This window comes from Sphingomonas sp. CCH21-G11, assembly GCF_001555965.1.
Classification (GTDB): domain Bacteria; phylum Pseudomonadota; class Alphaproteobacteria; order Sphingomonadales; family Sphingomonadaceae; genus Sphingomonas.
In genome coordinates, this window is record NZ_LSHX01000035.1 from 1 (window position 1) to 23,136 (window position 23,136).

The window sequence follows — 23,136 nt, forward strand, 5'->3', positions numbered from 1 at the left end:
GATCAAGCGGGCGGCGGTGTTAGTTGACACATGATGCTGGAGTCGGCGGGATTTCCTTACACAGCCGGGAATTAACTGGGATAAGCGCCGAAAACGGAGCCGTTGGGGGCTCATGCTGCCAGCGGGCCGGCGGCGGGGCTGTGTCAAGAGTCGGGTGCCCTTTAGACATCGTGTGACAAGATACGCGGGAGTCGCCGCCTTCAACCTCGTCGGCTTCTGAAAAGGCTCTTAGGCCCGCTTAATCGGCAATTTTGTGGGCACAGCCGATGGTTGGCGAGGGCGAGGCGCGGTCAATCGAGCTGCGGAAAGTGGGACCTTAGCGGAAAAGCGCCGCTCGAAAGGTCCCACTTAGCGGAAACCCCCGATTTATGGGCGTTTATCGGCCTGATCTGCGGCCAAAGGACGATTGCGACCAGTCCTAAGTGGGACCCAAGTCACGGAGTGGCTGGGCCAGCTTGGCTGCCCAGAAGCTCGGCGAATTCATCCATCGTCGTGATGATTGTCGCGCTACAGTCTGTCGGATCGACCGCACCGACAACCTCCTCGACGTTCATGCCTCCAAAACCGTTTCGCGCACGATACTTCATGGCGATCGGGTGATTTCCGGTTGCGGTGACCGGGGCGATCCTGGTCTCATCATGCTCAAAGCTGTTCGGGTCGCGAAGCCCCTCTTTAACCTGGTCGACTAGACTACGATTGCTGCCATCCCAACTGCTTAGGCAGTGGAACCCCTGCCGTCGTTTTTCGGCTTCGCGACGTTCGAATTCAAGCTTTGCCGCGTCGGCCTGCTGACGTTCCGCTTTCTGCTTTGCCGCAGCTTCAGCACGGGCAGCGTCCTGCTCAGCCTTATCCTCACATCCCGAGATGACCAACCCGATCAGGCCGACTAGGATAGTTCGGCTCATTCATGTTCTCCCCGATACGACGCGACCTTAGAATGCACCACCGGCCTCACAAGCTGGCCTCTTGCCATGTCCTCGACGGGCGCCACCTGCCCCGCCAGGATAGTTGTGGCTGATACAATCGCCTCGCGCTCGCGCTGGCTTAGCTTGTTGAACGCGGTCAGAAGGACGGCATCAGCGGCGCCACCACCGCCGTCAATCCTCTGGCCGGTGACCAGATAGCAGATATCGATATCATGGTCTGCAAGCCGATACAGATACTCCACCGTCGGGGCTAATTTTCCGCCCTCGTACGACACCTGGCTATTCTTCTTTACACCGCCAAGCTCCGCGAAATCAGCCTGATTCAAGGCTTTTTGCACCCGGACCTCACGGAGGCGTTCGCCAAACCGGCGCAGTTGAGCGTCCACGCCGATCACGGCTTGTTATGACCTAAATCTTGGTATATGCCCGTAATATCGGTCCATATGTATCGGGATATTGGGATGCTCCTGCAGCGATTGCATAAAGAGGACGTGAAGGCGGTCCTGCGAAAGCGATACCGTTCCGTCGCTGCCTTTGAGCGCGCGGAAAACCTTTCAAAACTGTCGGTTTCCGAGGTGCTGCGCGGACGCCCGAGCAAGCGGACGCAGGTCGCAATCGAGCGGGTGCTCCAAGAGGAGTTGGGCAACGTCGAATCCATAACGCCGGTTGATAGCGCCGTAGATGCCGCTGCGCACCGTCTAAACGCGGAGGTCAAATAGACATGCGTGACGACCGCGAATTGACCCGGTGGGCCGACTTGGAACGCCGCATCGGTCAAATTGAAAAGTTGATTAATTTGCAGGCGCAGGTGGATCAGGGCGAGCCCTTCGCCCGCGCTGTCGCTTACATGCCAGGCATCCTCGCACTTGAGCACTTAGATGGGCGCCGCCGTCGGCAGTCGAGACCTTCTTGGTGGCATGATTTGCCCGTTAGACAGGCGGTCATCGCGCACCATCGTCAGATGACGATCACGCGGGCCGTAGCGCTGTTAAAAGAAGAGTTTGGGGAAAGGCGGGCGCCGAGCAAGTCCAGTTTAGGGCGCTTCTGGAAGGCGCTTGATGAAGTGCGGGCCGCGCAATGACAGCTGAGCCCGAGATGAATGAGATCGACGCGCTAGTGTCGGTCCGGGTCGATCAGATCGAGCTCGGCGAGCGGCTGCGGCCGGTCGATGCGGACTGGGCGCGCGCGCTGGGCCAGATCATGGCGCGTCAGGGCCAGCAAACGCCGGTCGAAATCTGCCGGCTGCCGGGTCAGTCCAACTGGACGATCGTGACCGGCGCGCACCGCCTGGTCGGCGCGCGGTCGGCGGGCATCGCGTATCTGAAGGCGATCGTGGTCGGCGCCGATCGCGCCGAGCGCCGGATGCGCGAGGTCAGCGAGAATTTGTGGCGGCGCGACCTGGAGCCGATCGACCGCGCCGCATTCATCGCGGAGCTTGCGCTGCTGTACCGCCAGCGGGCCGGGATCGCAAAGGCCGATCATCGTTCGAAGTCGGTCCCGTCGAAATGGAAACAGGCACTGCAGGCCGAGGCAGTGGAGACGTTGGAAACGATTTCCAACGTCTATGGATGGTCGGAAGAAATCGGCGCGCAGCTGGGGCTGACAAGCCGCACGGTTCGCAACGACCTGCTGATCTATCGCCGGATCGCACCGTCACTGATCGACCAGCTGCGACGCGAGCGGCACCCGGTCGCCACCAATGCGACCCAGCTGCGCGCGCTCGCCAAGCTGGAGCCGGAGCAACAGCGCGAAGTCGTCGAATATCTCGTTTGGCGGACGCACCCGTCGGGCGTCGGCCCGGTCAAGTCGGTGGCCGCAGCGATCGCGCTGACGCGGGACAATTTGAGCGCCGCCGATCCAGAAACCAAGCGCCTCACCACCTTCCTCGGGACCTTCGGGCGCATGTCGCTCGCCGAGAAAAAGGGCGCGCTGGCTCAACTTGCCGGGATGCTGCCGGCTGGCTTCTCCATCGAGGGAGTGACCGAATGATGTCTGGACACAATCCGATCCCGCCGGTCCGCGATAAGCTCGACTTTGCTGCCGGATGCATGATCGGTCTCGGCTTCGCCACAGTGCTCTGGCTGGTGATCGCCATCGCAATTGTGTGGTGCATCGCATGAGCCCGCGCCAGGCCGCTGTGCTGACGTTCGTGCGCGACCATATCGGGCGGTTCGGCGAAGCGCCGACGTTGCGCGAGATCGGCGAGGCGATCGGCGTGTCCACGCCCGGAGCGAAGGGGCTTGTCGACGCGCTGGTGGCCGACGGGCGACTGTTGAAGACGCGCGCGCGGCATCGAGCAATCGAGCTGCCTGACACCATCGACCTGCGCGGCGTAACGAGCGAGGCGATGGAGGCCGAGCTGGCGCGGCGGGGCTTTACGCTGGCGGCGCTGGACGATGGTCGCGGCGTCGGGCTGGGGCCGCGCACGCGCACCTGCGCGGCCAGTAGCTGCCATCGCGAGGTTTCGCGGGGCCAGTTGTTCTGCCGCGCGCATTGGTTCGACCTGCCCGCGCATCTGCGCGAGGGCATCCACCGGGCGCACAGCCGGCGCGATCGCGCGGCCTATCAGCAGCTTGTCGGCGAGGCGCGCGACCTGGTCGATGCGTCCAAATATTCCCACCCGTTCGACGAGCGAGGCCGGTGATGGCGCGCCAGACCGAAGCCGAGCGGCTGCGCGAGCGTCGCCTGACCTTTGAGCGGGCGATGGCCGACGGCGTCAGCATGGAGGAAGCGCGCGACCGCATGGCGAAGGATCGCTGGGCGGCGATCGAGGCGCGGCTCGCGTCCAAGCGCAAGGCGACCGGGCTTTGCGGGACTTCGCCCGATCAAGTGGCCATCGGCACCGGCGGCGGCTTTCAATTCCATCGTTATCAGCAAGTGATCGTCGACGCGGTGCGCGCGTCCGCGCTCACCGGCGACAGCCGCCACGCCGCACCCCGGTTCGTGCCGGTCGACGATAGCGACGACGGCCTGAAGTGGTTCCAGCGATGATCCGGTTGACCGTCACGTATGGCCCGCCGCGCAAGGCACCGCCGAGCCTGCGCCGCCCGCGCAACCTCGACCCGCTGCAGGTCGATGTCCTCGCCGCGCTGATCGCCACGATTCCGCCGAAGGAGCCACGACCGTGAGCAGTTCTAAGCCCTGTCTGGGCTATCCCAGTCGCACCGATGCAGTGCTGGCGTTGCGCGATCTCGGTCAGTCCGATCGCGAGATCGCCCGCCGCATTGGCATTGAGCCAAAGACGGTGAGCGCGCTCGCGATCAGCGCCGGTCGCAAGCGGCGTGACCTCGCGCGCGGTCGCTCGGAACGGTTTGCCGGCACTGGCAACGGCATCGTTCTGCCACTCGACGTCCAGCAGCGGCTCCGCAGCGCGGCTTCTCGCCGCCGGGTGAGCGTCCACCGCCTCGCCATCATGATCGTCGAAACCGTCGCCGACAGCGACCTGGTTGACGCCGTGTTGGACGATGGCTGGGCCGACGAGCTGAACGCATGACAGACCGCCCGATCATCTTCTCCGCGCCGATGGTCCTTGCGCTGCTCGCCGGCCGCAAGACGCAGACGCGCCGAATCATTCGGCCAGATATGGTCAATGGCACCCGCCTTTCCGGCGTGGACAAGGACGGCAGTTGGCTTTTCACCAAAGGCTGCACCTACGGCAAGATCAAGCCGCCCTATCGCGCTGGCGACCGGCCACGCCCATCGACTGGGCGACCTCGCACGCGCGCCGGTAGCACGCGGTCAGCGCCGGCTTTTCCGGGCGCAGATAGTCGGACAGGAACACCTGCCACACCTGCGGATGGACTTCGGCCTCGGCACCGCCGCCGGCGCGCTTGGGGGCCAGGAACGGCAGCCGGTCGGCGGGCGCGACGCCCTCGATCATCTGCAGCCAGTTCCAGATCGTCGACTGCCCGACCTGCCAGCGCGCCGCGACCAGCGCGATTGCCGACGACCGGGTATGTTCGCCCCGACGCCGCTGCCGGTAACGCTGTTGATCGGTCTGACCCCGGACGAGCCGGAGGTGCGCGCCGCGATCGTCGCCGAGCTGGCCGACCTGTTCTTCCGCGAGGCCCAGCCGGGCGGCACGCTTTACCTGTCGCGGATCCGCGAGGCGATCAGCCAGGCAGCGGGCGAGTTCGACCATGTCCTCTATTCGCCGGCCGCCAATATCGTCGCCGATCCCGGCTTCTTTCCGATGCTGGACGAGGTGCTGTGGCAATGATGGACGCCGCCGCCTATCGCGACCAGCTCGCCCAGCTGCTGCCGCTCGGCCGCGCCTGGCCGCGCGAGCCCGACACGACGCTGGGCGGGTTGCTCCTCGGCGTGGCCGAAGAGTTCGCGCGGATCGACGGTCGTGCCGCCGCGCTGGTCGAGGAAGCGGACCCGCGCACCACCGTCGAGCTGCTGACCGATTGGGAGCGTGTCGCCGGGCTGCCGGACACTTGCAGCGGCGTGCCCGACACGATCCGCGAGCGCCAGGTCGCGATTGCCAATAAGATCGCCGAGCTGGGCGGCCAGAGCATCCCCTATTTCACCGCGATCGCCGAGCGCCTGGGCTATGACGCCGAGATCGAGGAGCTGTCATCGTTCGACGTCGACGATCGCGTCGACCAGGACGTGAACGGCGACGACTGGCGCCACGTCTGGCGGGTCAACATCTATCTCGACAGCGAGCAGTTCCGCAGCGTCTTCTCGGAGCTCACTACTGAATCGACGGTCGAGGAGCGCCTGGTCGGCTTTGGTGCGCTCAACCTCGAATGTCTGATCGAGCGCGCGAAGCCCGCCCATACCATCGTGCTGTTCGCCTATATCGTCGAGCCTGCCCCGCTGTGGTGGTTCGACTTCCTCACCGAAACCCTGATCACCAGCGGAGAAGACTAGTGCACGCGATCGACACGCCCGGCAGCATCGAGGGCCGGTTCACCGAAGGCAACCCGGCGATCGGCCAGCGCGCCACGAAGCTGGGCGCGGCCTGGCCCAACGACGTCCAGGACAACCTGCTTTTCCTGCTCGAGGAAGCCGAGATCGCGCCAACCAAGGGTCGCAAGGAGGACGTCGCCGACGCGGTCAAGGCGATCGTCGCGGGCATGGTCGGCACCGGCGGCGGATCGGTCCCGACCGCGCGCCAGGTGGTGGGAGGTGGGCTCGTGACCGGCGGCGGCGACTTGAGCGCCAACCGCACCTTGACCGTCACGGCCGCGACTGCGGCGCAAGTCGCCGAAGGTGAGGCCGACAATGTCGCCATCACCCCGGCCGCGCTGCGCGCCGCCGCCGACGCGGGCCTGGTAGCCAACGGCTATTACCGCGTGCCCGGCGGTCCGATCTTCCAATGGCGAAGCCTTGTCGGCAGCTACAATGAGGGGCCGGTCTTTATCGCCTTTCCGATCGAGTTCCCCGCCGCGTGCTTCATGGCGGTCCCGTTCATCCTCAACGCATCGGCCAATGTGCAGGTCGACATCTTTGCCCAGATCGTCAGCTGGGCACCGAACGGGGCGACGGTGCTCGTCAATCGCGACGACAGCGGCGTCCCGAGCGCCAGCGGCGTCGGCATCTTCGCGGTGGGCTTCTGATGGCGGCGCGGCGGAAAGCGCCCGCGCGCCAGGCACCGGCGACGCTAGCCGAGGCGACCGAGCTGGCGGCGCGTTATGTCGCGGTCAATCACGAGATTGAGCACCTGGACGCGATCGGCGAGGCGATGATCGCCGGGATCAAAGAGGAGCTCGATCTGAAGCTCGCGCCGCTCCAGGAGGAGGCCCGCGCCATCTTCGACCAGCTCCGCAGCTGGTGGCCAACCGCGAGGGCGGACGTCGCCGGCGATCGCCGATCGATCGAGCTTGCCGGCGCCCAGATCGGCGAGCGCCTGTCGCCGCCGGCGGTCGTGCTGCGCAAGGGGCTGACCGTGAAGGCGGCGATCGACGCGGTCGCCGAGCAGTTCGGCCGCGCCTCGGCCTATCTGCGCACCAAGCTCGAACTCGACCGTGCGGAGATCCTGAAGGGCATCCAGGCCGAGCCCGAGGGCGAGCTGGCGCGCCTCGGCTTTGCGGTCGGCCAGGCCGACGAATTCTTCATCGCGGTGCGGCCGATCGCCGGCACCGAAAGCATCGGAGAACCCGAATGATCAACTACACGATCCACGCGCACGCACTCGCGCGGGCCGGTATCGCCAAGGCGGCGGTGCCGGTGATGGCGGTGCCGCCCGCCGGCCAGCGCCTCGCCCTGGGCGTCGCCAGCGCGGTGATCGTCGGCCCGTGCGAGATCCGCGTGCTGACCGATGAGGACGTCTGGTTCGACGTGCGGCCCTCGGCCGTCGCGCTCGATCCGGCGACGTCGCCGATGAAGTTGCTGGCGGGGACCGAGAATTGGTACGAGCTGCCCGCGGGCGCGAACTACATCATGGGGAGCGCGGCATAATGGCCTACCCGAACAGTGGCGCCGACACGCTGGCCCGTCGCCGTGCAGCTGGGGCGCCGTCGCTCTCGGCCAAGCCCTTCGGCGCAGTGTCGGGCTCGGACGTTAGCAATGCACAGCGCACCAAAAATCGCGAGAAGATCATGGAGGCGCACGTCGAGGCGCGCGGCCTGGGCCTCGGGCTGCTGCTCGACGGGCAATACGAGATCGGCGGCGGGCCGCTCGACCTGCGCGGCGCTGGCACGATGATCTACTGTGGCAGCAACGCCCGCATCCGCCAGTTCTCCAACGACGTCCAGATCGTACAGTTCGGCGGCGACCTGTCGTCGATTACGGGCACGCTGAACCTATGGCACGACCAGGTCCAGGGCAACACAGGCGCGTCGATCGTGCGCGACGGCACCGGCGGCGCTATTGCGTTTGAGCTTTGGGACGCGGTTCGCTGCACGATCGACCAGATCCGCACGTTCCGGTCGGCTTACGGCGTCTGCATTGCCGACGCCAATGCGGACGGCACAGCCAACCAGATGTTCGACACGACGTTCGGCTCGATCGACGTCAACTATGCGACCTATCGCGGCGTCGATCTTCGGTCGCGCGGCGGGGGCTCGACGGCCAGCTTCATCGGCGCGCTGAAGGTGCGTGGGCAGGGCCTGGGGCAGCGGACCGACATGAACGTGCCGATCGTCCTTGGCCAGATGCGGCTGTCGGTCGGCTGCCTCAACGTCGAGCACATGCGCTATGGCGCGGTGGTGAGCGCGGACGGCCTGTCTCGCGACGGCGCGATCTACCTGTCGGACGGCCAATTGACTGTGGACCAGCTCCACTTCGAGGGCATCGAGTTCGTCGGCAACAACCGCTCGCTTATGCTGGCCAACACCCGGTCGGTGATCAAGGCGCGCACGACCGATGTCCACGACATCTTCCTGACCACGGCCAACGGCGTGACGAACGCCTATCTGGCATCGCTGTTCGGAACAGGCGCCAGTGTCGATTTGGGGATGCTGGAGCTTCGCACCGCGTCCGGCGCGCCAAATACCGGGGTCATTGATGCCGGCGTGACGCTGGGGCTTGCCCGGTCCAGCGCGGCCGTGACGCGCGGCGAGTTCCGGCTCGGCCGCGTCATCTCCAGCACGGGGCTCTCCTATATCAGCGCGGTCACGACGAACGACCAGCGGGTGACCAAGGAAATCGACGGTGTCGAGCGGCGCAAGGCATTCCGCGTCGGTCAGATGATCACTGGCGACAACGAGGCGAACGGCACGCTGCTTATGCTGGCGAACACGATGTATGCGCATCGGGTCGAAATCCATGAGCCGGTCACGTTCGACCAGTTCGTCATGCGCGTGACGGGCGCGGGCGGCACCGGGGCGGAAATCACGGCGGCGCTGTATCACCACACCGGCAACCCGATCCAGCCCGGGGCGCTGGTGGCGGCGGCGACCGGGACGAAGATGGCCGCGGCGGCGACCGGCGAGCGGACGATGACCGGGGCAGGCGTGATCATGCCGGGCGTCTATTGGTTCGCCAGCCAGGCCTTCAGCCCCGGCGTCTATCCGACTGTCACCGCGATCGCCGGCAGCGCCGCCAACACCAGCAACACGTTCGTGGGCACCACGACGACCGATGCGCTCAATGCATCCGGCAGCGCTGTTACTGGTGTGACCGTTGCCAACAACGTGGCCGATCAGGCGGCCTGGAATGCCTTCGCGTTTCCGGCGACGTTCCCGGCAGGGGCGGCTCCGCAGGTGGGTGCCACCCCGCGCGTCGCGCTGCGGGCGTCGGTTGTGGTGGGTGTCTGATGGCGCTCTTTTGGCTGATCCCGCCGATTCTCGTCTTCGACCGGCCGAACTCGAGCAATGGCCAGTCGCGCGCGCCAATCATCATCATGTATGGCAACCCGACATCCAACGCCGCCGTGCTCGCCCAGGAGCTGGCCGAGTTCACCGCGAAATGGCTGCTGCTCTATCTGCCGGCGATCGCGGTCGCCTGGCTCGCCTGGCGTCACGTTCACTTCATCGCGCCTGCGCTGATCCTGCCGCCGGCATTCGTGATACAGCGCCTGCCGCCCCTGCGTCGCCAGCTCGAGCTGCTCGGCCACGAGGTCGAGGCCCAGGCGGCCGAGCTGCTCTACGGCACGCCGGCCGCCGAGGTGCGAAAGTGGGAGGTCGTCGCGCTGGCCCGGCCGACCAATTATGGCGGGGTGTTCAAGGACTGGTCGGACGAGCGGATCGGCGCCAGCCTTAGCGCCCGCGCCGGCATCGCGCGCCGGGCTGCGCGCCTGTTCATGCCGATCCTGACCAGGTTCAAGCGGCGCTACCGCTGATATTGCAATGCACGCGTTTTTCGAGCATAAGTCTTGCAGGGCTAGAAACCCTAAACAGCGGATGGTGTGCCGACATACATGATCCATGCAGCAACCCGTCGACCGACCCTGTGTCGGGAGTGCGTGAATAAAAGACCCGGTTCGCCGGGGAATAAGCGCGCGTGTCTGTTTCACGTTTCTAGCTCCCGGCTCCAGGCGGCCTGCGCCTGGTGATGCCTCTAGAAAGGGTGAACAGCATGGAAGACACATCATGGCCACCGCACGATCAGAACCCGCTGATCGCGCTGTTCCTGAACGGAGCCGAATGGCTCAACAATCGCGAAATCGTCGAGGCCCTCGGGCAGGTGAACTCTGCGCGGCGCAACAAATCGGTCGTCGCCCATTGGGGCGATATCGATGCCGTCTTGGGCGCAGAAACTAAGCTGCTTAGGGTGGTGCATAATGGGGTCGAGACGGGTCGGCCGTTGCGCGTGTTCTCGAAAACAGCGCTGCTTCTCATCGGCATGTCGGCGCGGGTGCCCAACGCGGATGGCTTTCGGCGCTGGGTCGCTGAACGGATGATGGAGATTCACCATGCCCAAGCATGACATTCCGCTGACGGTCGCCGCGACCGACGAGCTTGGGAAGAAGGTGCTCCGCGTCGCACAGTCGCTCAACTTCCTCACCGATCTGGCCGCAAAGGCGCATGACGGTACGCTCCAGCTCGACGGGATCGGTCTATCCGCCGTCCTCGGCCTCATCGCTGATCAGGCGTCGGACGTCGCCGAGCACTACCCAGCTTCCTGAACCCCCTCTAAGAGCCCCCTTACGACCGCGTGAGGGGGTTCTTTTTTGCCCGATGATCAAAAACAAAGTGCTCTAACTGGTCTGTCAAAATTCTCTCGAAACTCTTGTCACGCTACAGGCGGGGTGAGGTGGCGAGGCCCCACCCCAACCCCTCCCCTGAAGGGGAGGGGCTTTCGTGTACGATCCCCGCCTAGCGTCTCGTCACCCCGGGCTTGACCCGGGGTCCCGCTGCCTCTTAGGCCGCGCGACATAGCGGGGCCCCGGGTCAAGCCCGGGGCGACGGATTCAGGGGTAAGTGCGCGCAATGGCGTTCGAAGTGCTTGCCTTCCTCTTGGGCATGCGCGCGGGGAGTGGGGAAAGCAGGCATGGCATTGATCGCGGTACTCGCAGGGGACGGCATCGGGCCGGAAGTGACGGCGGCCGCCGTGCGGGTGCTCGACGCGCTGGGGCTTGGCCTGGCGTTCGAGGAAGCGCCGGTTGGCGGGGCGGCCTATGCGGCGAACGGGCATCCGCTGCCGCCGGCGACGCTCGACCTGGCCCGGCGGGCCGACGCGATCCTGTTCGGTGCGGTCGGCGATCCGCGTTTCGACACGGTCGAGCGGCGGTTGCGCCCCGAACAGGCGATATTGGGCCTGCGCGCCGAATTGGGGCTGTTCGCCAATCTGCGCCCCGCGCGGTTGATGCCGGGGCTGGAGGAGGCCTCCGCGCTGCGCCCCGAAGTCGCGCGTGCCATCGACCTGCTGATCGTGCGCGAGCTGAACGGCGACGTCTATTTCGGCGAGAAGGGGATGCGCACCACGCCCGATGGCCGCCGCGAGGGTTATGACGTGATGCGCTATGCCGAGGACGAGGTGCGGCGCATCGCGCATGTCGGGTTTCGGGCCGCGATGGGGCGTCAGCGGCGGTTGTGCTCGGTCGACAAGGCCAATGTGCTGGAAACCAGCCAATTGTGGCGCGACGTCGTGATCGAGGTCGCGGCCGAATACCGTCAAGTCGAGCTGACCCACATGTATGTCGACAATGCCGCGATGCAGCTGGTGCGCAATCCCGGCCAGTTCGACGTCATTCTGACCGGCAATCTGTTCGGCGACATCCTGTCGGATCAGGCGAGCATGTGCGTGGGCTCGATCGGGATGCTGCCATCGGCCTCGCTCGATGCGGCGGGCAAGGGGCTGTACGAGCCGATCCACGGCTCCGCCCCCGACATTGCGGGCCAGGGCAAGGCCAACCCGTGCGCGGCGATCCTGTCGGCGGCGATGCTGCTGCGCCATTCGCTGGGCGAGGCCGCGGCGGCGGACCGGATCGAGGCGGCGGTGGCGGCGGCGGTGGCCGGCGGTGCGCGGACCGGCGACCTGGGCGGCACGCTGTCGACCGGGGCGATGGCCGACCGGATCATCGCGGCATTGTGACGACGGGGGTGGGCGCGCCCCTGACCCTGGCCGTCGTCGTGCCCGTGTTCAACGAACGCGGCAATGTCGCGCGGATGGTCGACCGGTTGGCCGCCGTGCTGGGGCCGGACGGGTGGGAAGCGATCTTCGTCGATGACGACAGCCCCGACGGCACGGCGGGCGCGGCGCGCGAGCTGGCGCGGGTCGATCCGCGCGTGCGGGTGATCCAGCGGATCGGTCGGCGCGGGCTGGCGACCGCGTGCATCGAGGGGATGTGCGCGACGGCCGCGCCGCTGGTGGCGGTGATCGACGGCGACCTTCAGCATGACGAGGCGTTGCTGCCCCGGATGCGCGACCTGCTGAACGCCGATCCGGCGCTAGATCTGGTGATCGGATCGCGCTTCATGCCCGGTGGGGGCACCGGCGACTGGGATCGCGACCGCATCGCCAAGTCGCGGCTGGCGACGCGGCTGGCGCGCGCGGTGCTGAAGGCCGAGCTGACCGATCCGATGAGCGGGTTCTTCATGATCCGCAGCGCCGTTGTGCGCGCGCTGGTGCCGCGCCTGTCGGGCATCGGCTTCAAGATCCTGCTCGACATCCTGACCTCGGCAGCGCGGCCGCTGAGATTTGTCGAGCTGCCCTATGTCTTTCGCGCGCGCGTCGAGGGCGAGAGCAAGCTCGACCATGTCGTCGCGCTCGAATATCTGATCGCGCTCTATGACCGGTTGCTCGGCTGGCTGGTGCCGGTGCGCTTTGCGATGTTCGCCAGCGTCGGCGCGATGGGCGCGGCGGTGCATCTGGGCGTCCTGTCGCTGCTGCTGGCGGTGAGCGACGCGCGCTTTCTGACCGCGCAGATTGCCGCGACGCTGACCGCGATGACGTTCAATTTCCTGCTCAACAACGCGCTGACCTATCGCGACAAAAGGCTGCGCGGGGCGCGGGCGCTGATCGGCGGCTGGCTGTCCTTCTGCACGGTGTGCGCGGTGGGGGCGGTGGCCAATGTCGGCGTGGCGGAGTTTCTCTATACCGCGCGGCAGGGCAATTGGGCGCTGTCGGCGCTGGCGGGGATCGCGGTGGCGGCGGTGTGGAATTTCGCGGTGTCGTCGCGCTTCACCTGGGGCCGCTATGGCCGGCGGCGGAGTGTGTGAGGGGGAAGCGGGACCCCGGTTCAAGCCCGGGGTGACGAAGCGTAACGAGCCCGGTTTTGCAAGGATGTCTCTGTTCGCGCGCCAGCTCACCGCCAGCTGTCGAACCACATCCACTTCTCGAACCCGCGCGCGTCGGGCAGCGCGGCCCCCGACAGGATCGGGTAGAACCACGCGAACAGCACCGCGCTCAACGCGACGAACAGGAAATCGATCTCGCGCCGCCGCCCCCGTGCGAAGCGGTGGAACACGCCCGCCAGCACCGCGCACAGGATCAGCGCGGACAGGTGGTAGTAATAATAAAATCCCAGCGACTTGGGGATGACGATCCATATCGCGAGCGATGCGATCCAAGCCAATGACAGCCAGCGTTCGCGCGCGCCCGCCCACAGCCCCGCCGCGACCGCGATCAGCCCGCCCCACATGATCGCGGGATTGCCGACCAGCAGCACGCCGCGCTGCACGCCGTCGATATCGGGTTCGTAGAAATACCAGATCGGGCGCAGCATGAGCGGCCATTGCCACCAGCGCGACTGATAGGTGTGCGGGGCGAGGATTTGCGTCTGCTGGCGGTACATGTCGAGCTGGAACGGGATCAGCCGGGCAAGCGTCAGCGGATCGCGCGCATAGAAGAACGCCGGCGCGAAGGTCAGGAGATAGGTGGCGATGCTGACCCCGCCGAGCAGCGCGAGCGACGCGGTCAGCGGCATGCCCCCGAAACGCGCGCCCGGCCGGCGCGTGCGCAGGGTGCGGTCCTGCACCGCGCATGCGACCAGCACGGCGCAGGCCATCGCCACATAGGGGATCGCCGCCCATTTGACCGCGACCGCGAGGCCACAGAGGATCGCCGCAACGCCGAGGCGGATGGCAGCCACCCGGGGCCGGCGCGCCTGCAACGCCCACAGCAGCGCCGCGGCGGCGAGCATGACGAACGCGCCGAGAAACGCCTCGAGCATGCCGGTGCGCGCATGCACGAACAGCAGCTGGTTGAGCATCGCCAGCAAGGCGCCGAGCGCGGCGGTGCGCACCCGGCGGTAGGTCAGCCAGAGCAGCGCGTAGATCGCCAGCACGCTGAGCGTCCCCGCCAGCGTCGATGCCGCGCGCCAGCCCACCGGATTGTCGCCGAACCCGGCGATGCCGAGCGCGATCAGCGCCTTGCCGAGCAAGGGGTGTTCGGTGTTCCACGGCTGTTCGAGCGCGAGCAGCACGCGGGCGGCGGCGACATAATGGCTTTCGTCGAAGACCAGGCGCGCCGGCTGGCCGAGATGGATGGTGAACAGCAGTTGCGCCGCAAGTGCGAGCAACAGCGCGGTCAGCATCGGATGGTCACGCAGGCGGGCGATCATGGCGGCGGGCTCTAGCGCCCCGACGCGCCGGGAGCCAGCGCGCTTGTCCCGAATTGCGTCGGCGGCCGCAGCGATGCTTGCGTCCGCCGCTTTGCCCCGGCAAAGCAGGGCGCATGAAGCGCAACACCGGCCAAGATCGCGCGATCACGCGCCACTGGCGTCCCGCGACCCGGGCGGTGCGCGGTGGTACCGCGCGCAGCGAATATGGGGAGACGTCGGAGGCGCTGTTCCTGACCTCCGGCTATGCCTATGACTGCGCGGGCGACGCGGCGGCGCGCTTTGCCGGCGACCAGGCGGGCATGACCTATTCGCGGCTGCAGAATCCGACGGTCGAAATGCTCGAACAGCGCATCGCGCTGATCGAGGGAGCGGAGGCGTGCCGCGCGACGGCGAGCGGCATGGCGGCGATGACCGCGGCGCTGCTGTGCCAGCTTCAGCAGGGCGACCATGTCGTCGCGGGCCGCGCGCTGTTCGGGTCCTGCCGCTGGCTGACCGATACGCTGCTGCCCAAATTCGGCATCGCGACCACGATCGTCGATGCGCGCGATCCCCAGCAGTTCGCCGACGCCGTCCGGCCGGAAACCAGGGTTTTCTTCTTCGAAACCCCCGCCAATCCGACGATGGACATCGTCGACCTGGCGGCGGTGTGCGGCATCGCGCGCGAGCGCGGCATCGTGAGCGTCGTCGACAATGCCTTTGCCACGCCGGCATTGCAGCGGCCGATGGAATTCGGCGCGGATGTCGTCGCCTATTCGGCGACCAAGATGATGGACGGGCAGGGCCGCGTGCTCGCGGGCGCGGTGTGCGGCAGCGAAGATTTCATCACCGACACGCTGCTGCCCTTTACCCGCAACACCGGGCCGACGCTCAGCGCGTTCAATGCCTGGGTGGTCCTGAAGGGGCTGGAAACGCTGGACCTGCGCATCCGCCGCCAGTCGGAAAATGCGCTCGCCGTGGGGCGTTTCCTGGAAGGCCGCGTGCCGCGCATCCTGCATCCCGGCCTGTCCAGCCACCCGCAGCACAATCTGGCGATGCGCCAGATGGATATGGCGGGGTGCATCTTTGCCTTCGAGGTCGAGGGACGCGCGCAGGCGCACGGCCTGCTCGACGCGCTCGAGCTGATCGATATTTCCAACAATATCGGCGATTCGCGCTCGCTGATGACGCATCCCGCGTCGACCACGCATTCGAGCGTGGCGGAGGAGAAGCGGCTGGAGATGGGCATCGGCGAGGGGCTGCTGCGCCTGAATGTCGGGCTGGAGGACCCCGCCGACCTGATCGACGACCTCGACCGCGCGCTGAAGGCGGTGGGGCTGTGAATTCGCTAACTTGTCTCTTTGATCCGTTCGCTTCGAGCCCTTCGACTGCCCGAAGGGCGGGCGCTCAGGATAAACTTCCGCCAGTGGCGGAAGTCGAGAAGCGTATCTCGACTTCGCTCGATACGAACGGTGCCGTTTTACCCCGCAGGGCGCCACAATGAAGGCGCTGTTCGGCGACGTCGCGGAAACACGCGGGATCATCGTTCGCGTCGCGGTCAGTTTCCTGCCCGAACAGTCGGAGCCCGATCGCGGCCGCTGGTTCTGGGCCTATCATATCCGCATCGAGAATGACGGCGCGCTCGCCGTTCAGCTGCTCACCCGCCATTGGACGATCACCGACGGACGCGGTGCGCGCCACACGGTCGAGGGTGAGGGCGTCGTCGGCGAGCAGCCGCTGATCGCGCCGGGCGGCAGCTTCGACTATGTCTCGGGATGCCCGCTGTCGACGCCTTCGGGGTCGATGCAGGGCAGCTATCACATGCTCGCCGAGGACGGGTCGACCTTTGACGTCGCCATCCCCAAATTCGCGCTGATCGCGCCGACGGTGGCGGGATGAGGGGCGAGGTGGGCGTCGTTCCTGTTCAAAGCCGGCCAAACCACACGTCGTCCCGGCGGAGGCCGGGACCTCTGGCAAATGGAGCGCCCAGGTTTGCCCAAAGTCCCGGCCTCCGCCGGGACGACGCTGTTCCCATGTGCAATCGGGGGGCGAACCCATGAAGCGCACGCACTTGCCCCTGAACGGCCTGCGCGTGCTCGATGCGGCCGCCCGGCATCTGTCGTTCACCCGCGCCGCCGATGAGCTGGCGGTGACGCCGGCCGCGGTCGGCCAGCAGGTGCGCGCGCTGGAGGACACGCTGGGCGTCGTGCTGTTCCGCCGCACCGCCAAGGGGCTGGAACTGACGCCGGAGGGCGAGGCGGGCCTGAATGCGCTGCGTTCGGGCTTCATCCAGTTCGAGGAAGCGGTGCGGGCGATGCAGGCGGGGCAATCGTCCAAATCGCTGACCATCGCCGCCCCGCGCGACCTGACCCAGAAATGGCTGATGCCACGCCTGGCCGAGATCGCCGCGAGCGACGGCGACATCCGCTTTCAGCTGATCGCCGCCGACGAACCCGTCGAATTCACCGAAGCCAATATCGACCTGGCGATCCGCTGGGGCGAGGGACCGGGCGAGCATGAGGGCGAGGCGCTCGAGTCCGACGGGATGGTAACCGTCGAACGGCCGGGCGGCGGGGCCGATACCCGGATTTCGTGGCCGGGATGCCTGTCGGAAGACGCGGTGTCGCTGGTGCGGGTCGGCGATGCGGGGCTGGCGATCGAGGCGGCAGCGGCCGGGCTGGGCCGCGCGACCGTGCCCGAGTTGCTCGCACGGGCGGATCTCGCCGCTGGGCGCGTGGCGATGATCGGCACCCCCAAGCCGTTCGCGCGCGGCTACTGGCTGGTCGCGCCCCTGCCGCAATGGCGCCAGGCCAAGGTCAAGGCGCTGGTCGATCGGCTGGCGCAGTGACCGATACGCCGGTGTTCGAGACCAAGCGCCTGCGCCTGCGCCCGATCACCGCGGACGACGCGACCGCGCTGCACCCCGTGCTCAGCGATGCGCAGGCGATGCGCTATTGGTCGCGCGCACCCACCACTTCGGTCGCCGAGACGCGCGCCTATATCGATCCGGCGCGGCCCGCGCATGGCTGGCGGTGGTGGGCGATCACGCTCAAGCCGTTCGACTTCGCCATCGGCTGGGTATCGGTGGGCGAGCGCCGGCAGGGCGGGGTTGCCGAGATCGGCTATATCCTGGCGCGTGAGCATTGGGGACGCGGCATCGCGCGCGAGGCCGTGCGCGTGGTCATCGACCATTTGTTCGACGTGGAGGAACATCGCCGCGTCTTTGCCGACACCGATCCCGAGAACGCCGGATCCTGCCGGCTGCTCGAGCAACTGGGCTTCACGCTCGAGGGGCGGCTGCGCGGCGAATGGGAAACGCATATCGGAGTGCGCGACAGCCTGATCTGGGGCCTGTTGCGCGAGGAGTGGCAGCCGGGCCGGTCGATGTCACTGGGGTAGGTGGCGTCAGGGCGGAGTCAGGTCGAGGCGCTCCAGAACCGGATAGCCGCGGCGTTGCTGGATCGGCACTCCCCGGTCTTTATGATAAGGCGATGTCAGCGTATAGCGTTCGATCCGATAGGATTTGACGTCGTCAGCAAGCGGCGCGTAGCGACGCTCTCGGATCGAGGCGATGAGCGACAGCGCCCAGTCGCCGGCCAGCTTTTCGCTGGCGCGCAATTGCTCGACCTCGCCGACGCTGCCGTCGCGGGCGATGCGAAAGCCGATATCGACCCACTGGTCCTCCCAATAGCGCCGTGCGGCGGCCGAATAGGACCCCTTGCCGCGTTCGGGGAAGTCGACCGGGGGCGCTGTGATCAATACCGGCTGCGCGCTGCGCGACGCATCGACGCCGCCGGCAGCGATCGCCTGCTCGACCGCATCGCCGTCGCCGCGCGCGACGGCGGCACGCGCGAGCAGGCCACGCGCGGCAAGGCGGACGTCGGCGTGTCCGGGCGCGGCATTGGCCAGGATCGGCGCTAGCAGTGCTTCGGCGCGACGGACCTGCGCGGGTTCCGGTGCGGCTCCGGCGCCGAGCTCGATGCGTGCCAGGCGAAGCCGGGCCAGCGCGTACCGGTCGAACAGGGCGGGGGTGTCGCTGCGCCTCGCGGCCTCGCGGTAAAGATCGCGGGCATAGTCGAATTCGCGTTCGCGCAGCAGCACGTCGGCGCGTTCGATCAGCGCGTCGATGACGCGCGGATCGTTCGCGCCGAACGCCGATTCCAGCACCGCCTGACGCTCGCGCGAATTGAAGATGCCCTGGCGCGGCGCACCCAGATGCGAATGGATTCGCGAGAGCACGAGATACAGGTCGGCGACCGGTTCGGGATATGCGCCGCGATGCTGGCGGTTGCGTTTCAGGCTGTCGTCGATGCCGTCGCGCGCATCGCGATAGGCCCCCGCCAGAAACCGCGCCTCCGCCAATGCGATCGCCGCGTCGATTTCCGCGTTCGGCGGGCAGTTGCGCGCGATGCATTCGGCGAGTGCGCGTTCAAGGTCGGTGACCTTCGTGCCGACGACGACGATGTCGCGGCCGTCGGTCGCAGGTGCCGGGGCCGCATCCTGCGGCGTCAGCGTCAGCAGCAGCATCGGCCAGACCGGCATTCTTCCCTCCTGCGCGCGGGATCGTCGCGAACGACACGCTCAATGACCGGAAGATGATGCCGCGAAGCTGAACCCCAGCCGAACGGCGCGCGCCGCGATGACGGCGCAACGCACTGAACTTATCGTGTTCTTGCCGTGACCTGCGGCGCTGGATCGACCGTCAGCCTCTGCACTTCGGTGCCGATCGCGAAGACGTGCGCACGCTTGCCATCCTGCACCACGCGGAACTTGTTGGCGGCGCGCGCGACCGGGGCGGGGGCGAAGGTCCTGCCGCCATCGCGGGTTTCGAAGCCGCCCGCCATGGTGCCGACGAAGCCGTGGTCGGCGTCGACGAAACCGATGCCGAACTGGCGCGCGGCGGCATTTTCGACCATCGGCAGCTCGGTCCAGCTCTTGCCGCCGTCGCTGGTCTTGACGATCAGCTGCTGCGCGCGTGCGGGGTCATAGGATTGGACCGTCGCATAGCCGGTGGTCGCGGTCGGGAAGCTCGCCTTCCAGATCAGCTCCGCGCCGCGGCCGGAGGTGTACACGCGCGTCCAGCTCTTGCCGCCGTCCGTCGTGCGCAGGATCAGACCCTCGGTCGTTTTCGGATCGGTGCCGGTCGAGGCAAAGACCAGCCCGGTGCGCTCGTCGAAGAATTTGATGTCGAGGATCATGCCGGCATGTTCGGCCATGTCGATGACCGACCAGCTCTTGCCGCCATCGGTCGAGCGCAGGATGCCGGTCGGCCCGCCGACCCGGCCGGCGGCATGGATGACGACGCGCGGCTCCAGCTTGCCCTGATAGATGCGCTGGGTCTTGAGCACGTCGATCGCGCAGACCCCGGCGATCGTGCGGCCGCCCAGATCGACCGGCGTCCAGGTTGCGCCGCCGTCATCGGTGCGATAGAGCGGCGTCGTGTCGGTGACGCCGGGATAATAGTCGGTGCCGATATTGCCGATGAAGCCGGTGGTGCGATCGACAAAGCCGAGCGCGCGGATGAAGGTGCCGGGCTTGCTCGCCACCTTGGTCCAGCTTTTGCCGCCATCGGTGGTACGATACAGGTCGCCCTTGCCGGTGCCGTACCAGCCATGCGTCGCATCGACGAAGCTGATGTCGTCGCGCTTGCCCGGAAAGGACTCGGTCGGCAGCGTTTCCCAGGCGGATAGCGGGGCGGCAGGCATGGGGTCCGGCGCGGCCGACAGGGCCAGGGGCGTGGCCAGACACAACAACCCGATCGACACCAGACGCATGGACATCCCCCTGTTTGTAGCGACTACGGAACGATCGCGCCGGCCGCACGGATCGTCAAGAACCCCCGTCATCAGGCGTCGATCTCTTCCTCGTCGATGCGCGCGGCGTTTTCCTGGATGAAGGCGAAGCGGTGGGCGGGGTTGGTGCCCATCAGCCGGTCGACCAGGTCCTTGACGCCCGCGCGCGCCTCATATTCCTGGGGCAGCGTGATGCGGATCAGGCCGCGGGTCTTCGGGTCCATCGTGGTTTCGCGCAACTGGATCGGGTTCATCTCGCCGAGCCCCTTGAAGCGGGCGACTTCGACCTTCTTGCCCTTGAACTCGGTCGCTTCCAGCTCGGCGCGGTGCGCGTCGTCGCGGGCGTAGAGCGAGCGGGTGCCGGCGGTCAGGCGATAGAGCGGCGGCTGGGCGAGATAGAGGTGCCCCTGGCGGACGATCTCCGGCATTTCCTGGAAGAAGAAGGTCATGAGCAGCGTCGCGATATGCGCGCCGTCGACATCGGCGTCGGTCATGATGATGACGCGGTCATAACGCAGATTGGCGGGATCGCAGTCCTTGCGCGTGCCGCAGCCCAGCGCCTGGACCAGATCGGCAATCTCCTGGTTCGCCAGGATCTTGGCGGAGGTGGCGGACGCGACGTTGAGGATCTTGCCGCGGATCGGCAGGATGGCCTGGGTCTTGCGGTCGCGCGCCTGCTTGGCGGAGCCGCCGGCGCTGTCGCCCTCGACGATGAACAGCTCGGTACCCTCGGGACTGTCGGCGGAACAGTCGGTCAGCTTGCCGGGCAGGCGCAGCTTGCGCGCGCTGGTCGCGGTCTTGCGCTTGACCTCGCGCTCCGCCTTGCGCGCCAGGCGTTCGTCCATGCGGTCGATGACATAGGCGAGCAGCGCCTTGCCCCGATCCATGCGGTCGGCGAGGAAATGGTCGAAATGGTCGCGCACCGCGCGCTCGACCAATGCGGCGGCCTCCGGACTCGTCAGGCGATCCTTGGTCTGGCTCTGGAACTGGGGATCGCGGATGAAGACGCTCAGCATCAGTTCGGAGCCCGTCATCACGTCGTCGGCGGTGATGTCCTTCGCCTTTTTCTGGCCGACCAGCTCGCCGAACGCGCGGATGCCCTTGACCAGGGCGGCGCGCAGCCCGGCCTCGTGCGTGCCGCCGTCGGGGGTGGGGATGGTGTTGCAATACCAGCTGTACGATCCGTCGCTCCACAGCGGCCAGGCGACCGCCCATTCGACGCGGCCCTGGCTGTCGGGAAAATCCTGTGACCCGGTGAAGAAATCGGCGGTGGCGCATTCGCGTGGTCCCACCTGTTCCCTCAGATGATCGGCCAGCCCGCCGGGGAACTGGAACACCGCCTCCGCAGGCGTGTCGTCGCCGACCAGCGACGGGTGGCAGCGCCAGCGGATTTCGACGCCGGCGAACAGATAGGCCTTCGATCGTGCGAGCCGGTAGAGCCGCTGCGGCTTGAACTGCATCTCGCCGAAAATCTCGGGGTCGGGGGTGAAGGCGACCGAGGTGCCGCGCCGGTTGGGGGTGCCGCCCAGATGCTCGATCGGCCCCAGCGTGACGCCGCGCGCGAACCGCTGGCGATAGAGCTGGCGGTCGCGCGCGACCTCGACCACCGTATCCATCGACAGCGCGTTGACCACGCTGATGCCGACGCCGTGCAGGCCGCCGGAAGTCGCATAGGCCTTGCCCGAGAACTTGCCGCCCGAATGGAGCGTCGACAGGATCACCTCCAGCGCCGATTTGTCGGGAAAGCGCGGATGCGGATCAATTGGGATGCCGCGGCCATTGTCGACGATGGTCAGGCGGTTGCCGGCGTCGAGCGCGACTTCGATCCGTGTCGCATGGCCGGCGACGGCCTCGTCCATCGCATTGTCGAGCACTTCGGCGGCGAGGTGGTGGAGCGCGCGTTCGTCGGTGCCGCCGATATACATGCCCGGTCGCCGCCGAACGGGCTCCAGCCCCTCGAGAACCTCGATCGAGCTGGCGTCATAGCTGGTGCCGGCGGGGGTGGAGGTTGCGAACAGATCATCGGCCATATGCCGGCTATATCGACTGCGCGTGCGCCCGCAATGGCCTGGCGCGGCTGACAACCCCTGTTGCTGCATTGCAACAGATGCTGGCGCAAATCGGACGAGCCGTGCAGCCGAACCCCGGCCCCGTTCGTATCTGCTGCCTGAGTTCAACCTCTGGAGTACCCAAATGCGTAATTTGCTTCTCGCGACTGCCGCGCTGTTCGCGCTCACGGCCCCGGCCTATGCCCAGGATACCAGCGGCGGCGAGGAAGAGCCCTATGAGGGCGTGTATGTCGGCGGATCGTTCGGTTATTCGATCCAGGGCAACGATGTCGGCGAAAGCGTGGTGTTCGACCGCAATCGCGACGGCAATTTCAACGACACGATCACGACCGTCGCGGGCGCCAACGCCTTCTCGCCCGGCTTCTGCAACGGCCGCGCGACCTCCGCGCTGCCCGGCAATTGCACCAACGACGATGACGGCATCGAATATTATGTCCGCGCCGGTGCCGACACCCAGTTCGGCAACATCGTGCTCGGTTTCGTCGGTGAGTTCGGCAAGTCGGAAGTGCGCGACAGCGTGTCGGCATTCAGCACCACGCCCGCCAATTACGTGTTCACGCGCGAACTCGACTGGAATGCCAGCATTCGTGCGCGCGCGGGCTATGCGGCCAACACCACGCTGTTCTACGGCACGTTCGGCCCGACCTATGGCCGCATCGACAACAGCTTTACCAGCACCAACACCGCCAATGCCTTTTCGGACAATGGCAAGTCGAACAGCTGGGGCTACACCGCCGGCGGCGGCATCGAGCAGAAGCTGGGCCGCAACTTCTCGGTGGGCCTCGAATATCTCTACACCGACCTGAACGAGGACGACTATGTCGTGAACGTCAATCCGGGCACGGCACCCGCGACCAACCCGTTCCTGCTCGGCAATGCCGGCGGGTCGGACATGCGGCGCAGCAGCGACAATTTCCGCTGGCACAGCATCCGCGCGACCGCGGCGTTCCGCTTCTGATCGTGCGGCCGGGGCGGGG

At 66.9% G+C, this 23,136-nt stretch carries 31 protein-coding genes; 24 read left to right on the top strand and 7 right to left on the bottom strand.

Going from position 1 to position 23,136, the window contains the following annotated elements; translation table 11 throughout:
- Positions 1-434 precede the first annotated feature (434 nt).
- Together AX676_RS17795 and AX676_RS10080 are read right to left on the bottom strand one after the other, a co-directional pair.
- On the bottom strand, positions 435-905 hold the full coding sequence (locus AX676_RS17795) for a hypothetical protein (RefSeq protein ID WP_156437645.1): 471 nt from the start codon (positions 903-905) through the stop codon (positions 435-437).
- Positions 902-1,321: a helix-turn-helix domain-containing protein gene (locus AX676_RS10080; RefSeq protein WP_066477412.1), complete on the bottom strand. Its 420-nt coding sequence runs from the start codon at positions 1,319-1,321 to the stop codon at positions 902-904. The genes AX676_RS17795 and AX676_RS10080 overlap by 4 nt, the downstream gene beginning before the upstream one ends.
- 66 nt (positions 1,322-1,387) lie before the next feature.
- On the opposite strand from AX676_RS10080, the gene AX676_RS10085 reads away from it, so the two are divergent.
- From AX676_RS10085 to AX676_RS10110, 8 genes are read left to right on the top strand one after another with little or no spacing between them, the layout of a single operon-like run.
- Complete coding sequence (locus AX676_RS10085) at positions 1,388-1,645, top strand: helix-turn-helix domain-containing protein (protein ID WP_156437646.1); 258 nt, start codon at positions 1,388-1,390, stop codon at positions 1,643-1,645.
- 2 nt (positions 1,646-1,647) lie between these two features.
- Positions 1,648-2,007: a hypothetical protein gene (locus tag AX676_RS10090; RefSeq protein ID WP_066477418.1), complete on the top strand. Its 360-nt coding sequence runs from the start codon at positions 1,648-1,650 to the stop codon at positions 2,005-2,007.
- A gap of 14 nt (positions 2,008-2,021) precedes the next feature.
- A complete protein-coding gene (locus tag AX676_RS10095; RefSeq protein WP_066477421.1) occupies positions 2,022-2,915 on the top strand; it encodes a ParB/RepB/Spo0J family partition protein in 894 nt (297 codons plus the stop codon).
- A complete protein-coding gene (locus AX676_RS18460; protein ID WP_269450164.1) occupies positions 2,912-3,046 on the top strand; it encodes a hypothetical protein in 135 nt (44 codons plus the stop codon). Before AX676_RS10095 ends, AX676_RS18460 begins: the two co-directional genes overlap by 4 nt.
- Positions 3,043-3,570 carry a LexA family protein gene (locus tag AX676_RS10100; protein WP_066477423.1) on the top strand — a complete coding sequence of 176 codons (528 nt, stop codon included), beginning with the start codon at positions 3,043-3,045 and terminating at the stop codon, positions 3,568-3,570. Before AX676_RS18460 ends, AX676_RS10100 begins: the two co-directional genes overlap by 4 nt.
- The gene (locus AX676_RS10105) at positions 3,570-3,917 is read left to right on the top strand and encodes a hypothetical protein (RefSeq protein WP_066477425.1); all 348 of its coding nucleotides are present in this window, start codon (positions 3,570-3,572) and stop codon (positions 3,915-3,917) included. The genes AX676_RS10100 and AX676_RS10105 overlap by 1 nt, the downstream gene beginning before the upstream one ends.
- A complete protein-coding gene (locus AX676_RS17800) occupies positions 3,914-4,054 on the top strand; it encodes a hypothetical protein (protein WP_156437647.1) in 141 nt (46 codons plus the stop codon). Before AX676_RS10105 ends, AX676_RS17800 begins: the two co-directional genes overlap by 4 nt.
- Before the next feature lie 53 nt (positions 4,055-4,107).
- Positions 4,108-4,419, top strand: coding sequence for a hypothetical protein (locus AX676_RS10110; RefSeq protein ID WP_156437648.1), 312 nt, complete (start codon positions 4,108-4,110; stop codon positions 4,417-4,419).
- A 168-nt stretch (positions 4,420-4,587) separates the two neighbouring features.
- On the opposite strand, the gene AX676_RS10115 is transcribed toward AX676_RS10110, so the two are convergent.
- A complete protein-coding gene (locus AX676_RS10115) occupies positions 4,588-4,806 on the bottom strand; it encodes a DNA-binding domain-containing protein (protein WP_066544252.1) in 219 nt (72 codons plus the stop codon).
- 75 nt (positions 4,807-4,881) lie between these two features.
- Between AX676_RS10115 and AX676_RS18080 the strand changes: the two genes are divergently transcribed.
- The 11 genes from AX676_RS18080 to AX676_RS10170 all read left to right on the top strand — a co-directional run bounded on the left by AX676_RS18080 (position 4,882) and on the right by AX676_RS10170 (position 12,979).
- Positions 4,882-5,145: a baseplate J/gp47 family protein gene (locus AX676_RS18080; protein WP_066544255.1), complete on the top strand. Its 264-nt coding sequence runs from the start codon at positions 4,882-4,884 to the stop codon at positions 5,143-5,145.
- Positions 5,142-5,804 carry a YmfQ family protein gene (locus AX676_RS10125; protein WP_082731397.1) on the top strand — a complete coding sequence of 221 codons (663 nt, stop codon included), beginning with the start codon at positions 5,142-5,144 and terminating at the stop codon, positions 5,802-5,804. The genes AX676_RS18080 and AX676_RS10125 overlap by 4 nt, the downstream gene beginning before the upstream one ends.
- Positions 5,804-6,493 (top strand): gp53-like domain-containing protein, encoded by a 690-nt coding sequence (locus AX676_RS10130; RefSeq protein WP_066477436.1) that lies wholly within the window; start codon positions 5,804-5,806, stop codon positions 6,491-6,493. The genes AX676_RS10125 and AX676_RS10130 overlap by 1 nt, the downstream gene beginning before the upstream one ends.
- Positions 6,493-7,041: a host-nuclease inhibitor Gam family protein gene (locus AX676_RS10135; RefSeq protein ID WP_066477438.1), complete on the top strand. Its 549-nt coding sequence runs from the start codon at positions 6,493-6,495 to the stop codon at positions 7,039-7,041. Before AX676_RS10130 ends, AX676_RS10135 begins: the two co-directional genes overlap by 1 nt.
- Positions 7,038-7,334 carry a hypothetical protein gene (locus tag AX676_RS10140; protein ID WP_066477440.1) on the top strand — a complete coding sequence of 99 codons (297 nt, stop codon included), beginning with the start codon at positions 7,038-7,040 and terminating at the stop codon, positions 7,332-7,334. Before AX676_RS10135 ends, AX676_RS10140 begins: the two co-directional genes overlap by 4 nt.
- On the top strand, positions 7,334-9,133 hold the full coding sequence (locus tag AX676_RS10145) for a hypothetical protein (protein WP_066477441.1): 1,800 nt from the start codon (positions 7,334-7,336) through the stop codon (positions 9,131-9,133). Before AX676_RS10140 ends, AX676_RS10145 begins: the two co-directional genes overlap by 1 nt.
- Complete coding sequence (locus AX676_RS10150) at positions 9,133-9,657, top strand: hypothetical protein (RefSeq protein ID WP_066477444.1); 525 nt, start codon at positions 9,133-9,135, stop codon at positions 9,655-9,657. The genes AX676_RS10145 and AX676_RS10150 overlap by 1 nt, the downstream gene beginning before the upstream one ends.
- A gap of 236 nt (positions 9,658-9,893) precedes the next feature.
- The gene (locus tag AX676_RS10155; protein ID WP_066477446.1) at positions 9,894-10,244 is read left to right on the top strand and encodes a hypothetical protein; all 351 of its coding nucleotides are present in this window, start codon (positions 9,894-9,896) and stop codon (positions 10,242-10,244) included.
- Positions 10,231-10,443: a hypothetical protein gene (locus AX676_RS10160; protein ID WP_066477447.1), complete on the top strand. Its 213-nt coding sequence runs from the start codon at positions 10,231-10,233 to the stop codon at positions 10,441-10,443. The genes AX676_RS10155 and AX676_RS10160 overlap by 14 nt, the downstream gene beginning before the upstream one ends.
- A gap of 365 nt (positions 10,444-10,808) precedes the next feature.
- Positions 10,809-11,852, top strand: coding sequence for a 3-isopropylmalate dehydrogenase (leuB, locus tag AX676_RS10165; protein WP_066544258.1), 1,044 nt, complete (start codon positions 10,809-10,811; stop codon positions 11,850-11,852).
- A gap of 8 nt (positions 11,853-11,860) precedes the next feature.
- Positions 11,861-12,979 carry a glycosyltransferase family 2 protein gene (locus AX676_RS10170; protein WP_066477460.1) on the top strand — a complete coding sequence of 373 codons (1,119 nt, stop codon included), beginning with the start codon at positions 11,861-11,863 and terminating at the stop codon, positions 12,977-12,979.
- Between the two features lie 86 nt (positions 12,980-13,065).
- Here AX676_RS10170 and AX676_RS10175 read toward each other — a convergent pair whose 3' ends face one another.
- A complete protein-coding gene (locus AX676_RS10175) occupies positions 13,066-14,322 on the bottom strand; it encodes a phospholipid carrier-dependent glycosyltransferase (RefSeq protein ID WP_066477461.1) in 1,257 nt (418 codons plus the stop codon).
- 113 nt (positions 14,323-14,435) lie between these two features.
- Here AX676_RS10175 and AX676_RS10180 point away from each other — a divergent pair, with 113 nt between their 5' ends.
- The 4 genes from AX676_RS10180 to AX676_RS10195 all read left to right on the top strand — a co-directional run bounded on the left by AX676_RS10180 (position 14,436) and on the right by AX676_RS10195 (position 17,697).
- Positions 14,436-15,641 (top strand): trans-sulfuration enzyme family protein, encoded by a 1,206-nt coding sequence (locus AX676_RS10180; protein ID WP_066477462.1) that lies wholly within the window; start codon positions 14,436-14,438, stop codon positions 15,639-15,641.
- Positions 15,642-15,798: 157 nt separating this feature from the next.
- Positions 15,799-16,197, top strand: a complete 399-nt coding sequence (gene apaG, locus AX676_RS10185; protein ID WP_066477469.1) for a Co2+/Mg2+ efflux protein ApaG — start codon at positions 15,799-15,801, stop codon at positions 16,195-16,197.
- Positions 16,198-16,354: 157 nt separating this feature from the next.
- On the top strand, positions 16,355-17,146 hold the full coding sequence (locus tag AX676_RS10190) for a LysR family transcriptional regulator (protein ID WP_066477471.1): 792 nt from the start codon (positions 16,355-16,357) through the stop codon (positions 17,144-17,146).
- The gene (locus tag AX676_RS10195) at positions 17,143-17,697 is read left to right on the top strand and encodes a GNAT family N-acetyltransferase (protein ID WP_066477474.1); all 555 of its coding nucleotides are present in this window, start codon (positions 17,143-17,145) and stop codon (positions 17,695-17,697) included. Before AX676_RS10190 ends, AX676_RS10195 begins: the two co-directional genes overlap by 4 nt.
- A gap of 6 nt (positions 17,698-17,703) precedes the next feature.
- Here AX676_RS10195 and AX676_RS10200 read toward each other — a convergent pair whose 3' ends face one another.
- From AX676_RS10200 to parE, 3 genes are all read right to left on the bottom strand, one after another.
- On the bottom strand, positions 17,704-18,840 hold the full coding sequence (locus tag AX676_RS10200; RefSeq protein ID WP_066477481.1) for a hypothetical protein: 1,137 nt from the start codon (positions 18,838-18,840) through the stop codon (positions 17,704-17,706).
- Between the two features lie 119 nt (positions 18,841-18,959).
- Positions 18,960-20,078, bottom strand: coding sequence for a WD40/YVTN/BNR-like repeat-containing protein (locus AX676_RS10205; protein WP_156437651.1), 1,119 nt, complete (start codon positions 20,076-20,078; stop codon positions 18,960-18,962).
- 65 nt (positions 20,079-20,143) lie between these two features.
- Positions 20,144-22,120 (bottom strand): DNA topoisomerase IV subunit B, encoded by a 1,977-nt coding sequence (gene parE, locus AX676_RS10210; protein WP_066477485.1) that lies wholly within the window; start codon positions 22,118-22,120, stop codon positions 20,144-20,146.
- Positions 22,121-22,283: 163 nt separating this feature from the next.
- Between parE and AX676_RS10215 the strand changes: the two genes are divergently transcribed.
- Entirely contained in the window at positions 22,284-23,117 is an 834-nt protein-coding gene (locus AX676_RS10215) for an outer membrane protein (RefSeq protein WP_066477487.1), read from the top strand.
- Positions 23,118-23,136: the final 19 nt, after the last annotated feature.